Here is a 12,452-nt window from a genome sequence, read left to right as displayed (position 1 = left end):
GGGGGCCGGCTGGGATAGTTTGCCCGCAAACGGACGGAGCTGACACATGACACATCTCTGGGTGCGCGCGGAACAGCGCCCGAACGAGGAACGCGTGGGGATCACCCCCGACGGCGTGGCCGCGCTGATCGCACAAGGTCTGCGCGTGACCGTCGAGGACAGTGCCACGCGCATCATCCTCACGCAGGCCTATCGCGAGGCCGGGGCCGAGATCGCCCCGGAGGGCAGCTGGCCGGAGGCGCCCGACGACGCCCTGATCTTCGGCCTCAAGGAGCTGCCCGAGGACAGCACGCCGCTCAGGCACCGCCACATCATGTTCGGCCATGCCTACAAAGGCCAGCCGGCGGGGCAGGTGCTGCTGCAGCGCTTCGCGGCGGGCGGCGGCACGCTCTACGATCTCGAATACCTGGTCGATTCCGAGGGGCGCCGCGTGGCGGCCTTCGGCTACTGGGCCGGCTATGCCGGTGCCGCAGTCTCGCTCTTTGCGTGGACGGCGCAGCAGAACGGGGAGGTCTGTGCCCCGGTCTCGACCTGGGGCGACGCCGCGGCGATGGAGGCCGAGCTTGCCGCGGCCCTCGCCGCGACGGGGGCTGAACTGCCACGCGCCATTGTCATCGGCGCCCTGGGGCGGGTCGGCACCGGGGCGAGCGATCTGTGCGAAAAGATGGGCGTCGCCGTCACCCGCTGGGACATGGCCGAGACCGCCAGCGGCGGGCCGTTCCCGGAGGTGCTCGACCACGGGCTGTTCCTCAACTGCATCCTTGCGCGTCCGGGGACGCCGGTCTTCGTGCCGGCCTCGGCGCCCACCGATCCCCGCACCCTCGCGGTGATCGGGGACATCGCCTGCGATCCCGACAGCGACTTCTCGCCCGTGAAGGTCTATGACCGGGCGACGAGCTGGGAGGCGCCGGTGCTGCGCGTGCACGACACGCCGGTGCTCGACGTCATGGCGATCGACAACCTTCCCTCGCTGCTGCCGCTCGAAAGCAGCCACGACTTCGCCGGGCAACTCCTGCCCTGGCTGAAGCAGCTCGATGCCCTCGACGCGGGCGTCTGGGGCCGTGCGGGAGACTCTTTCAACACTTACAAACCGGAGGCATGAGCATGATTCACTGGTGTGGAACGGGGCTCTCGGCGGTGCCTGGGCTACGGCGCCTGATCGAGAACGGCCACGATGTCATGGTGTGGAACCGCACCGAGACCAAGGCGCGCGAGGCGGTGGGCGACCTGACCAACCGCATCCTCGCCTTCGCCCCCGAGGCGGTGGAATCGGCGGTGCAGCCGGGCGACGTGGTGGTCTCCATGCTGCCCGCGGACTGGCACGTGCCGCTGGCCAGGATCGCCATCGCCAAGGGTGCGCATTTCGTCTCGTCGAGCTATATCTCGCCCGAGATGCGAGCGCTCGAGGACGAGGCCAAGGCCGCCGGGGTGGCGCTGGTCAACGAGGTCGGGCTCGATCCGGGGATCGACCACCTGATGGCGCATGACCTCGTGCGCGCCTATCGCGAGTCCGATGCCTTCGATCCCGAGAACGCGCTGAGCTTCCTGAGCTATTGCGGCGGCGTGCCGAAACAGGCCAACGATTTCCGCTACAAGTTCTCCTGGGCGCCGGTGGGGGTGCTGAAGGCGCTGCGCTCGCCGTCGCGTTCGATCCGGGACTTCTCGGAGCTGAACGTGTCGCGCCCGTGGGATGCGCTCGGACGCTACGATGCGCCGCTCGATCCGCCCGAGACCTTCGAGGTCTATCCCAATCGCGACTCGCTGCCCTTCATGCAGGAGTACGGCTTCGAGGACGGCTGGCAGGTGAAGGACTTCGTGCGCGGCACGCTGCGTCTGGAGGGCTGGGCCGAGGCGTGGAAGGAGATCTTCGCCACGGTCGAGACAGCGGACGATGCGGCGCTGTCGAAGCTGGCCGACGAGCTGCTGGCCGAGAATGCCTATGACGAAGGCGAGCCCGACCGGGTGGTGCTTTGCGTCTCGCTGAAGGCCGAGAAGGATGGCGAGGCGGTCTGGCACAAGACGTGGGTGATGGACGCCTGGGGCGACGAGCGCGGGCTGGCCATGGGCCGTCTGGTCTCGGTGCCGGTGTCGCTGGCCATCGAGGCGGTGCTGAACCGCGAGATCGCGCCGGGTGTTTCGGCGGCGCCGTCCGACCCCAAGCTGGTGGGTCGCTGGCTGGACGAGGTGCAGGGGCTGGCGCAGCGGCTGATGCGGGTCGATCTGGTCTGATCGGCTGACATGTGAGGCGACAGGGGCCGGGGCGCTGAAAGGCGCTCCGGCCTTTTTCGTGTCCCGGGGGCAGGGCGGTGCCGGCGGCGCAAAAGAAAAGCGGGCCCGAAGGCCCGCTTTGTGAAAGCGTGTCGCTGGTGAGCCGAGGCTCAGCCGCCCCAGACATAGATGGCGGCGAAGAGGAACAGCCAGACCACGTCGACGAAGTGCCAGTACCAGGCAGCGGCCTCGAAGCCGATGTGCTTGGTCGGGGTGAAATCGCCCTTCATCAGGCGCAGCAGGCAAACGAACAGGAAGATCGTGCCGATGATCACGTGCGCGCCGTGGAAGCCGGTCGCCATGAAGAAGTTGGCGCCGTAGATGTTGCCCGAGAAGCCGAAGGCGGCGTGGCTGTATTCGTAGGCCTGGAAGACCGAGAAGACCACGCCGAGAACGATGGCGATGATCAGGCCCCACTTCATGTCCTGGCGGTTGTTCTCGTGCACGAGGGCGTGGTGCGCCCAGGTCGCGGCGCAGCCCGAGCAGAGCAGGATCATGGTGTTGATCAGGGGCAGGTGCCACGGGTCGAAGGTCTCGATCCCGGCCGGCGGCCAGACGCCGTCGACCGCGGGCGAGTCGGGGCCCATCGGGTACATGGCGTGTTTGAAGAACGACCAGAACCAGGCGAAGAAGAACATCACCTCGGACATGATGAACAGGATGAAGCCGTATTTCAGGCCGATCTGCACCACCGGCGTGTGGTCGCCCACGCGGCTTTCCGCGATCACGTCGGACCACCAGCCGAACATGACGTAGAGCACACCGACAAAGCCTGCGAGGAAGATCCAGGGGCCGCTGCCGTGCATCCAGAGCACCGCTCCGAACAGCATGACGAAGGCCGCCACGGAGGCCACGAAGGGCCAGACGGAGGGGTTCAGAATGTGGTAGTCGTGGTTCTTAGCGTGCGCCATCTCGTTTCCCTCGTTGGATCGGCGTTCAGTTCACGGACTTTTCGTCCGCGTTGTTGGTATCAAGCGCGGCCTGCACGCCTTCGGGCAGGTCGATCTCGTAGAAAGTGTAGCTGAGCGTGATGTGATTGATGTGCTTCGCGTCCGGGTCGTCGACGATCTCGGGGTCGACGAAGAAGTTCACCGGCATCTGCACCCGCTCGCCGGGCATCAGCACCTGCTCGGTGAAGCAGAAGCACTCGATCTTGTTGAAATATCCGCCCGCTTCGTAGGGGTAGACGTTGTAGCTCGCCTGACCGGCGATCGGCCTGTCGGTGGGATTGTAGGCCTCGTAGAAGGCCAGCCCGTCCTCACCGATCTTCATCGTCATCTCGGTTTGCGACGGCTTGAATTCCCAAGGGAAGTCACGCGCCTTGGAGCCGTCGAAGCGGATCTTGATCTCGCGGTCGAGCACGGTGCCGGTCGTGGCCGAGGCCACGTTGGTCGTGCCGCCAAAGCCGGTGACCCGGCAGAACCAGTTGTAGAACGGCACCGCGGCCCAGGCCATGGCGCCCATGAAGACGACCACGCCGACGAGCTGCAGCAGGGTCTTGTTCCTGTTGTCAGCCGCCATCCTGCACCTCCCTGTCGCCGTGTAGCGCGCCGGAGATGTCGCCGCCCGTGACCTTGACCATGGTCATGCCGAAGACGATCACGATGAACGCCACCAGCAGCAGGCCGACGCCGACATTGCGGCCAAAGCGGCGCTTGTGCAGGTCGTGTTGCTTGGAAATGCTCATGCCCAACCTCCCAGGCCGAACCGCGCAAGGCCGGCCTCGAGCAGGATGGCACCGAAATGTGCGAAGAGATAGAGCAGGGAAAGCTTGAAGAAGGCTTTCTCGGTCTTGAAGTTGTCCGCCTCGGAGGCGTCCTCGTCGCGGCGGAAGATGTCCCACGCGCCCTTGAGGAACAGCCCGTTCAGCACCACCGCCACGGCGAGGTAGACCGGCCCGCCGATCGAGGTGAAGCCGGTGCCGATGGCCAGCGCGGCGAGCAGCACGGTATAGACGAGGATGTGCACGCGGGTGGCGCGGCGACCGTGGGTCACGGTCAGCATCGGCACACCGGCATCGTCGTAATCCGAGCGCATGAACAGTGCCAGCGCCCAGAAGTGCGGCGGGGTCCACATGAAGGTCAGGCAGAACATCAGCACCGCCTCGATGCCGACCGATCCGGTCGCGGCGGCCCAGCCGATCATCGGGGGGAAGGCCCCGGCGGCGCCACCGATCACGATGTTCTGCGGCGTCGAGCGCTTCAGCCACATGGTGTAGACCACCGCGTAGAAGAAGATCGTGAAGGCCAGCAGGGCACCGGCGAGCCAGTTGGTCGCAAGCCCGAGGAAGACGCAGGAAAACGCCGACAGCGCGAGGCCCAGACCCAGCGCCTCGCCCGGCTCGACGCGACCGGCGGGGATCGGACGCTTGGCGGTGCGCTTCATGACCTGATCGATATCGGCGTCCCACCACATGTTCAGCGCGCCCGAGGCACCGCCGCCCACGGCGATGAACAGAACGGCGCAGAAGCCGATGAACGGATGCACCGGCACCGGCGCTGCCAGCAGACCGACCAGCGCGGTAAAGACGACAAGCGTCATCACCCGGGGCTTCAGCAGGGCGAAATAATCGCCGAACTGCGCCTCGCCGGGCTGCGTGGTCTCGAGGGTGCTGTTGGTGCTGAGATCGGTCATCGGGGTCTTTGCTGGGTCAGACAGTCAGAATACCGGCGCCCCGCCTCCGGGGCGCCGGTCAATGGGATCAGGAGTTGGCCAGGAACTGGCGCACGTCGACATAGCCGCCGTCTTCCTGCGACGCCGCGAGCCAGGCGTCATAGGCTTCCTGGCTGACCACCTTCACGGTGATCGGCATGTAGGCGTGGCTGATGCCGCAGAGCTCGGAGCACTGACCGAAATACACGCCTTCGCGCTCGGCGTTGAACCACAGCTCGGCGATGCGGCCCGGCACGGCGTCCTGCTTCACGCCGAAGGCGGGAATGGTCCAGGAGTGGATCACGTCGGCGCCGGTCACCTGCATCACCACGGTGGCGCCCACGGGCACGACCACTGAGGTGTCGGTGGCCAGCAGCCAGTCCTCGCGGCTGTAGCCGGCCTCGACCAGCTGCGCCTCGACCTCGTCGGTCAGGCGGTTGTCGCCGCCGGTGGCGGGCGAGCCGATCAGGTAGCCGTCATAGGCCAGATCGGTGCCGACATATTCATAGCCCCAGTACCACTGGTAGCCGGTCACCTTGATGACCACGTCGCCCTCGGGGATCTCCTGCTGCTTGAACAGTACCGGCAGCGAGAACGCACCGATGACCACGAGGATCAGGATCGGGCCGATCGTCCACGCCACCTCGATCGGGGTGTGGTGGGTGAAGCTTGCCGGGGTCGGGTTGGCACGGCGGTTGAAGCGGATGAAGGCAAAGATCAGAAGGCCCACGACGAAAAGACAGATCGCCGTGATGATGACGAGAAGCATCCCGTCGAGCCAATGCAGATCGCGCGCCAGCTCGGTGGCGGCCGGCTGAAAGCCGATCCCCCCCTGCTGGGGACGGCCGACCACTTCCAGGTCCTGGGCGATGGCGGGCGCGGCCAGAAGGCTGGACGTGAGTCCCGTCAGCATCGAAATCTTACGCATGTGTCACCTGATCCGGTTGTCGTTCTTGTTCGTTCGCAGGAGGATGCAATCCGGGCGTCGCGCCCTGGAACAGTCCTCCTCCCTCTTGTTCCGCTCTTTAAAAAGCACAGATCGTGCATCAAATAAACCAGGTCGCTTGCGGCAAAAAGGCGCTTTTTTGATCTGGATCAAATAATACGAGGAAAACATGACCGAACTGCCCTTCCGCCCCTTTGAAACAGCGCTTGACCTCGATCGGTCCCTGGTGCAACTGCGCGCCGCGCTGGAGGGGGCCGAGGACGGAGAGCTGTTTCTCGAGCGTCGCCGCGCCGAGGCGCTGGTGCTGGATGACGGACGAATCAAGACCGCGAGCTACGATGCATCGGAAGGATTCGGCCTGCGTGCCGTGAACGGCGAGGTCACCGGATACGCCCATTCCACCGAGCTGTCCGAAGCGGCGATAAAGCGCGCCGCCGAGACCGCCCGGCTGGCGGTGGGCGATGGCGGCGGGGTTCTCGCCCCGGCGCCCCAGGGCACCAACCGCACGCTCTATACCGATGCCGATCCGATCGCCGGCCAGTCCTTCCCGGTCAAGGTCGACACGCTGCGCGAGATCGACGCCTATGCCCGCGGCCTCGATGCCCGCGTGGTGCAGGTCACCGCCACCATCGCCGCAAGCTGTCAGGAGGTCGCGATCCTGCGCCCCGACGGGAGCCTCGTGACCGACACCCGCCCGATGACCCGCGTCACCGTCAGTGTCATCGTCGAGGAGAATGGCCGACGCGAGCAGGGCAGCGCCTCGGGCGGCGGCCGCTTCCTGCTCGACGGGCTGATGACGCCGGACTCGTGGCAGGGCAAGGCGCGCGAGGCGCTGCGCATCGCCCTGGTCAATCTCGAGGCCGAGGCGGCGCCCGCCGGCGTCATGGACATCGTGCTCGGGCCGGGCTGGCCGGGCATCCTGCTGCACGAGGCGGTGGGCCACGGGCTCGAGGGCGATTTCAACCGCAAGGGATCGTCAGCCTTCGCGGGGCTGATGGGCCAGCGCGTCGCGGCGCCCGGCGTCACGGTGCTGGATGATGGCACCATTCCCGACCGGCGCGGCTCGATCACCGTGGATGACGAGGGCACGCCGGGCGCGAAGAACGTGCTGATCGAGGACGGCGTGCTGGTGGGCTACATGCAGGACCGGCAGAACGCGCGCCTCATGGGCGTGGCGCCCACCGGCAACGGCCGCCGCGAGAGCTATGCCCACGCGCCGATGCCGCGCATGACCAACACCTACATGCTGGGCGGAGAGACCGATCCGGCCGATATCGTCGGCGATCTGAAGGACGGCATCTGGGCAGTGGGCTTCGGCGGTGGCCAGGTCGACATCACCAACGGCAAGTTCGTGTTCTCCTGCACCGAGGCCTACCGCGTGAAGAACGGCAAGGTTGGCGCGCCGGTGAAAGGCGCCACGCTGATCGGCGATGGCGCCACCGCGCTGCAGCAGATCCGGGCGCTCGGCAACGACATGGCGCTCGATCCCGGCATGGGCAATTGCGGCAAGCAGGGCCAGTGGGTGCCGGTCGGGGTGGGTCAGCCCACGGTGATGATTGGCGGGCTTACCGTGGGCGGCTCGGGCAACTGAGCGGAGCGCCCCCACCCGCGAGAGGGGAAAATCGGTTTTCGGTTTACCGGTGATTAAGGATGAGTGCGCTACACCCGTCTTCAGCAAGCAGACGGGGCACGGGATGACCGAGAACAGCAAAAGCTCATCTTCCACTCACCCCCCACTCCCACCCACCACGGAAGAGGATCGGTTCGACCGGCTCCGTCTCTTGCGTTCCCGCCGCGTCGGCGTCGCGACCTACTGGCGCCTTCTGGCGGAACACGGCTCGGCCTCTGCGGCGCTCGAGGCTCTGCCCGGGGTCGCGGCCGCCGCGGGGGTGGAAAATTACAGCATCTGCCCCGAGGGCGTGGTGCAGGCCGAGATCGCGGCGGCGCGCCGGCATGGCGCGCGGCTCGTCTGTCTGGGCGAGGCGGGCTACCCGCCGCTCCTTGCAGAGATCGATGATCCGCCGCCGTTTCTCTGGGTTGCTGGCGATACGGCGCCGCTGATGCGCCCGGCGGTGGCGCTGGTGGGCGCGCGCAACGCCTCATCTCTGGGCACCCGCATGGCCCGGGCCCTGGCGCAGGGGCTGGGGGCCGAGGGGCGTGTCGTGGTCTCGGGGCTGGCCCGCGGCGTCGATGCCGCCGCGCATCAGGCCGCCCTCGACACCGGCACCGTGGCGGTGATGGCGGGCGGGGTCGATATCCTCTACCCGTCGGAAAACACCCGCCTCGGCGAAGAGATCCGCGCCCGCGGCGGGGCGCTGGTCTCTGAACATGCGATGGGCCTTCAGCCGCAGGCGCGGCACTTCCCGGCCCGCAACCGCATCGTCTCGGGCATCTCGGCGGCCATCGTCGTGGTCGAGGCGGCGGCCAAGTCCGGCTCGCTGATCACCGCGCGTTGCGCCCTCGATCAGGGGCGCGAGGTGCTGGCGGTGCCCGGCCATCCGCTCGACGCGCGCGCCGCCGGCTGCAACATGCTGATCCGCGACGGCGCGCGGCTGATCCGCAATGCCGAGGATGTGGCCGAGGTTCTCGGGCCGCTACCCCAGCCCGAGACGCGCCAGCAGAGCCTGCCGCTCGAGCCGCCGGTTGCCCAAGACGCGCAGCCCGGGGCTGATCATGCGCCCACGATCCCCGCGCCCCCGCCCGAGACCCGCACCCTTCAGGAGACCGCGCAGCTTCACCGACTGATCCTCGACCGGCTGGGCCCGGCGCCGCTGGCCGAGGATCAGCTGATCCGCGATCTGGCCGCGCCGTCCGATGCGGTCGCACCGGCGCTCACCGATCTCGAGATCGACGGCCGAATCCGGCGACAGCCGGGCGGGTTGCTCTCGCTCTCTTGAGAGGCACACGGGGTGGCCGGGCGAGCGGCGTCGCCTCGCCGCCTCGGGCGCCGCATTGACATTTCCCCCTTGCACCCCACATCTTCCGCCGCCATACGCCCTCCGCGCTCAGCCTGTGGACGTATTTCCAGGAAAGGTGGTCATTTCATGCCCGTTGTCGTCGTAGAATCCCCGGCCAAGGCCAAGACAATCAACAAGTATCTGGGGTCCGACTACACCGTTCTCGCCTCCTATGGCCACGTGCGCGACCTGCCTGCGAAGGACGGATCGGTCGACCCCGAGGAAGACTTCTCGATGACGTGGGAGATCGGAAACGACTCCCGCAAACATGTCGCCGCCATCGCCGAGGCGTTGAAATCCGACAACGCCCTGATCCTCGCAACTGACCCCGATCGCGAGGGCGAGGCGATCTCTTGGCACCTGAAGGAGGCGCTGACCAAGCGTCGCTCGATCAAGAAGGACACCGATGTCAGCCGGGTGACCTTCAACGCCATCACCAAGGCCGCCGTTACCGAGGCGATGAAGAATCCGCGCGAGATCGACGCGCCGCTGGTCGAGGCCTACCTCGCCCGCCGCGCGCTCGACTACCTCGTCGGCTTCAACCTCTCGCCGGTGCTCTGGCGCAAGCTGCCCGGCGCGCGCTCGGCGGGCCGGGTGCAATCTGTCTGCCTGCGCCTCATCGTCGAGCGCGAGATGGAGATCGAGGCGTTCAAGCCGCGCGAATACTGGCAGGTCAAGGCGCTGCTCAGCACCCCGCGCGGCCAGGACTACGAGGCGCGCCTGACCATGCTGGCGGGCAAGAAGCTCGACCGGTTCGACATCGAGAATGCCACCCAGGCCGAGATGGCGGTGGGGGCGGTGGCCGCGCGCAAGCTCGAGATCGCCAGCGTCGAGGCCAAGCCCAGCTCGCGCAACCCCTCGGCGCCTTTCATGACCTCGACGCTGCAGCAGGAAGCCAGCCGCAAGTTCGGCATGGGCGCGCGGGCCTGTATGAGCGCGGCGCAGCGCCTCTACGAGGCCGGCCACATCACCTATATGCGGACCGACGGCATCGACATGGCGCCCGAGGCGACGGCGGCCTGCCGTGATGCCATCGCCGACCGCTTCGGCAAGGATTACGTGCCCGCGAGCCCGCGGATCTACAAGAACAAGGCGAAGAACGCGCAGGAAGCGCACGAGTGCATCCGCCCCACCGACATGACCAAGGATGCCGCCAGCCTGAAGTTGCGCGAAGACGACCAGCGCAAGCTCTACGACCTGATCTGGAAGCGCACGCTGGCCTGCCAGATGGAGGCCGCCCGGCTCGAGCGCACCACCGTCGAGATCGCCAGCCCCGACGGGCAGATCGGCCTGCGCGCCACCGGGCAGGTGGTGCTGTTCGACGGCTTCCTGCGTGTCTACGAAGAGGGCCGCGACGACGTCGCCGACGATGACGACAAGCGCCTGCCGCAGATCATGCAGGGCGAAGCCGCGAACTTTGCCAAGGCTGGCCTGCGCGACCAGTTCGCCAAAGCCTCCGAGAAGGCCGATGGCGCCACCGGCCCCGCCGCGATGATCTCGGGCAACGAGGCGGTGCTCGGCACCCAGAGCTTCACCCAGCCGCCGCCGCGCTACACCGAGGCGACGCTGGTCAAGAAGATGGAAGAGCTCGGCATCGGCCGGCCCTCGACCTATGCCAGCGTCATCGGCACGATCCAGGACCGCGAGTATGTCCGCAAGGAGCAGAACCGCCTGATCCCCGAGGACAAGGGCCGCATCGTCACCATCTTCCTGCTGAACTTCTTCCGCACCTATGTCGGCTACGAGTTCACCGCCGAGCTCGAGAACGAGCTCGACGAGGTCTCGGCGGGCGAGATGGATTACAAGGCGCTGCTGGGCAAGTTCTGGCGCGATTTTTCGGCCGCGATCTCGGAAACCTCCGAGCTGCGCATCTCCGAGGTGCTCGACGTGCTCGACGAGGCGCTGGCACCGCAGCTCTATCCCCCGCGCGAGGACGGCACCGACCCGCGCATCTGCCCGAAATGCGGGCAGGGGCGGCTGCATCTCAAGACCTCGCGCACCGGCGGCTTCGTCGGCTGCGGCAATTACCCCGAATGCACCTACACCCGCCCGATCGCGGGCGAGGGGGCCGAGGGCGAGGAGAAGATGCTGGGCCTCGACGGCGAGGACGAGATCTGGCTCAAGGCCGGCCGCTTCGGGCCCTATGTTCAGCGCGGAGAACCGACGCCGGAGAACAAGAAGCCGCCGCGGGCCTCGCTGCCCAAGGCGCGCGGCAATTTCCTGCCCGGCTGGGCGCCCGATGACATGACGCTCGAAAAGGCGCTGACGCTGCTCACGCTGCCGCGCGAGATCGGGATGCATCCCGATGGCGGGGTGATCAAGTCGAACCTCGGGCGCTTTGGCCCCTACATCATGCACCAGGCCCCCGACGAGGAGAAGCCGGTCTATGTCAACCTCAAGGAATTCCAGGAGGTTTTCGAGATCGGCATGAACCACGCGGTGGAGCTTCTGGCCGAGAAACGGGCCAATCCGGGCCGTGGCCGGGGCGGCGCTGCCAAGGTCCTCAAGGAGCTGGGCGAGCATCCCGACGGGGGCAAGATCGCGGTCTACGAGGGGCGGTATGGCCCCTACGTGAAATGGGAAAAGATCAACGCCACCCTGCCGAAAGAGACCGAGCCGGGCGATGCGACACTCGAGCAGGCGCTCGAGCTGATCGCCGAGAAGGCGGCCAAGAAGGGCGGCAAGAAGAAGGCGGCGCCGAAGAAGGCCGCGGCGAAGAAGACTACCGCCAAAAAGGCGCCCGCGAAGAAACCGGCGGCCAAGAAGACCCCTGCGAAGAAGCCCGCGGCCAAAAAGGCCGAGGACTGATCGTCAAGACTAGGCGCAGGATGGGCGGAAAGCAGCCTGTCCTGCGCCGCAGGCCGGTTCCATGCCGGGTCTGCAAGTATATGTGATTGGAAATGTCCCGGCCCCTGATCCAGAGTCTGGGCCGTTCCGACGCATTTAGCGAAAGCCATCTCATGACCGATACGACCCTCACCCGCCGTGCGCTGCTCGGCGCCGCCGGTGCGGCAGTGGTGCTGCCGCTGGTGCCGGCGCAGGCCCGCGCGCAGGGGATCCTGCGCAACAACATTTCCAGCTTCGTCATGCAGGACTGGCGTGATCATTTCGAGACGCTGGGCCTCGCGAGCATCGTGGCCGACACGTCGTCGCGCGCGCTGCACTTCTGGAACTCGGACGGCAGCGATTATCGCGTCTATCCGACCTCGGTGCCCAAGACCGACGAGCTGACCAAGCGCGGCTATACCGAGATCGTGCGCAAGAAGGTGGGGCCGAGCTGGACCCCGACCGCCTCGCAGCTCGAGCGCTACCCCGATTGGGAGCCGATCCCGCCGGGGCCGGACAACCCCCTTGGAACGCACGCGATGTACCTGGGCTGGCCGGCCTATATCATCCACGGCACCCACGATACCCGCAAGATCGGCCGGCGCTCCTCGGATGGCTGCATCGGGCTTTACAACGAAAAGATCGCCGAGCTGTTCGAGCTTTGTCCGATCGGAACCCAGGTGCGGGTGATCTGAACCGGGCTTTTCCGGTGTTAGCGCTGAAGGCGGCACCGGCCGGGGCTGCCTTCGTTGACACTTCCTCTGCAGCGCGGCAAAACCGGTGCGACCAGCTTCAGGAGGGGA

Annotated in this window: 11 protein-coding genes; 6 read left to right on the top strand and 5 right to left on the bottom strand. The window is 67.0% G+C overall.

Features of this window, described 5'->3' with window-relative positions:
* Positions 1–46: 46 nt before the first annotated feature.
* On the top strand, positions 47–1,102 hold the full coding sequence (locus tag LCM15_RS05910) for a saccharopine dehydrogenase (protein ID WP_224854219.1): 1,056 nt from the start codon (positions 47–49) through the stop codon (positions 1,100–1,102).
* Positions 1,099–2,229 carry a saccharopine dehydrogenase C-terminal domain-containing protein gene (locus tag LCM15_RS05905; RefSeq protein WP_224854217.1) on the top strand — a complete coding sequence of 377 codons (1,131 nt, stop codon included), beginning with the start codon at positions 1,099–1,101 and terminating at the stop codon, positions 2,227–2,229. The genes LCM15_RS05910 and LCM15_RS05905 overlap by 4 nt, the downstream gene beginning before the upstream one ends.
* Before the next feature lie 149 nt (positions 2,230–2,378).
* On the opposite strand, the gene LCM15_RS05900 is transcribed toward LCM15_RS05905, so the two are convergent.
* From LCM15_RS05900 to coxB, 5 genes are all read right to left on the bottom strand, one after another.
* Complete coding sequence (locus LCM15_RS05900) at positions 2,379–3,179, bottom strand: cytochrome c oxidase subunit 3 (RefSeq protein ID WP_224854214.1); 801 nt, start codon at positions 3,177–3,179, stop codon at positions 2,379–2,381.
* Positions 3,180–3,204: 25 nt separating this feature from the next.
* A complete protein-coding gene (locus tag LCM15_RS05895; RefSeq protein WP_224854211.1) occupies positions 3,205–3,789 on the bottom strand; it encodes a cytochrome c oxidase assembly protein in 585 nt (194 codons plus the stop codon).
* A complete protein-coding gene (locus LCM15_RS05890; protein WP_224854209.1) occupies positions 3,779–3,955 on the bottom strand; it encodes a hypothetical protein in 177 nt (58 codons plus the stop codon). Before LCM15_RS05890 ends, LCM15_RS05895 begins: the two co-directional genes overlap by 11 nt.
* Complete coding sequence (gene cyoE, locus LCM15_RS05885; RefSeq protein WP_224854207.1) at positions 3,952–4,902, bottom strand: heme o synthase; 951 nt, start codon at positions 4,900–4,902, stop codon at positions 3,952–3,954. Before cyoE ends, LCM15_RS05890 begins: the two co-directional genes overlap by 4 nt.
* Before the next feature lie 67 nt (positions 4,903–4,969).
* Positions 4,970–5,848: a cytochrome c oxidase subunit II gene (coxB, locus tag LCM15_RS05880; RefSeq protein ID WP_224854205.1), complete on the bottom strand. Its 879-nt coding sequence runs from the start codon at positions 5,846–5,848 to the stop codon at positions 4,970–4,972.
* 187 nt (positions 5,849–6,035) lie between these two features.
* On the opposite strand from coxB, the gene tldD reads away from it, so the two are divergent.
* From tldD to LCM15_RS05860, 4 genes are all read left to right on the top strand, one after another.
* Complete coding sequence (tldD, locus tag LCM15_RS05875; RefSeq protein WP_224854203.1) at positions 6,036–7,457, top strand: metalloprotease TldD; 1,422 nt, start codon at positions 6,036–6,038, stop codon at positions 7,455–7,457.
* A gap of 103 nt (positions 7,458–7,560) precedes the next feature.
* The gene (dprA, locus tag LCM15_RS05870) at positions 7,561–8,763 is read left to right on the top strand and encodes a DNA-processing protein DprA (protein ID WP_224854200.1); all 1,203 of its coding nucleotides are present in this window, start codon (positions 7,561–7,563) and stop codon (positions 8,761–8,763) included.
* 147 nt (positions 8,764–8,910) lie between these two features.
* Complete coding sequence (gene topA / locus LCM15_RS05865; RefSeq protein ID WP_224854198.1) at positions 8,911–11,631, top strand: type I DNA topoisomerase; 2,721 nt, start codon at positions 8,911–8,913, stop codon at positions 11,629–11,631.
* 152 nt (positions 11,632–11,783) lie between these two features.
* On the top strand, positions 11,784–12,344 hold the full coding sequence (locus tag LCM15_RS05860; RefSeq protein ID WP_224854196.1) for a L,D-transpeptidase: 561 nt from the start codon (positions 11,784–11,786) through the stop codon (positions 12,342–12,344).
* Positions 12,345–12,452: the final 108 nt, after the last annotated feature.

The organism is Salipiger bermudensis, assembly GCF_020171625.1.
Lineage (GTDB): Bacteria > Pseudomonadota > Alphaproteobacteria > Rhodobacterales > Rhodobacteraceae > Salipiger > Salipiger bermudensis_B.
Note: the sequence above shows the minus strand (reverse complement) of the source record. Positions and strands in the feature narration are given on the sequence as shown.

Bases quoted from the DNA above. Each gene is read 5' to 3' on its own strand.
- LCM15_RS05900 (WP_224854214.1), bottom strand. From the start codon at position 3,179: ATGGCGCACGCTAAGAACCACGACTACCACATTCTGAACCCCTCCGTC.
- LCM15_RS05895 (WP_224854211.1), bottom strand. From the start codon at position 3,789: ATGGCGGCTGACAACAGGAACAAGACCCTGCTGCAGCTCGTCGGCGTG.
- LCM15_RS05890 (WP_224854209.1), bottom strand. From the start codon at position 3,955: ATGAGCATTTCCAAGCAACACGACCTGCACAAGCGCCGCTTTGGCCGC.
- coxB (WP_224854205.1), bottom strand. From the start codon at position 5,848: ATGCGTAAGATTTCGATGCTGACGGGACTCACGTCCAGCCTTCTGGCC.
- LCM15_RS05905 (WP_224854217.1), top strand. From the start codon at position 1,099: ATGAGCATGATTCACTGGTGTGGAACGGGGCTCTCGGCGGTGCCTGGG.
- LCM15_RS05860 (WP_224854196.1), top strand. From the start codon at position 11,784: ATGACCGATACGACCCTCACCCGCCGTGCGCTGCTCGGCGCCGCCGGT.
- dprA (WP_224854200.1), top strand. From the start codon at position 7,561: ATGACCGAGAACAGCAAAAGCTCATCTTCCACTCACCCCCCACTCCCA.
- LCM15_RS05910 (WP_224854219.1), top strand. From the start codon at position 47: ATGACACATCTCTGGGTGCGCGCGGAACAGCGCCCGAACGAGGAACGC.
- cyoE (WP_224854207.1), bottom strand. From the start codon at position 4,902: ATGACCGATCTCAGCACCAACAGCACCCTCGAGACCACGCAGCCCGGC.
- tldD (WP_224854203.1), top strand. From the start codon at position 6,036: ATGACCGAACTGCCCTTCCGCCCCTTTGAAACAGCGCTTGACCTCGAT.
- topA (WP_224854198.1), top strand. From the start codon at position 8,911: ATGCCCGTTGTCGTCGTAGAATCCCCGGCCAAGGCCAAGACAATCAAC.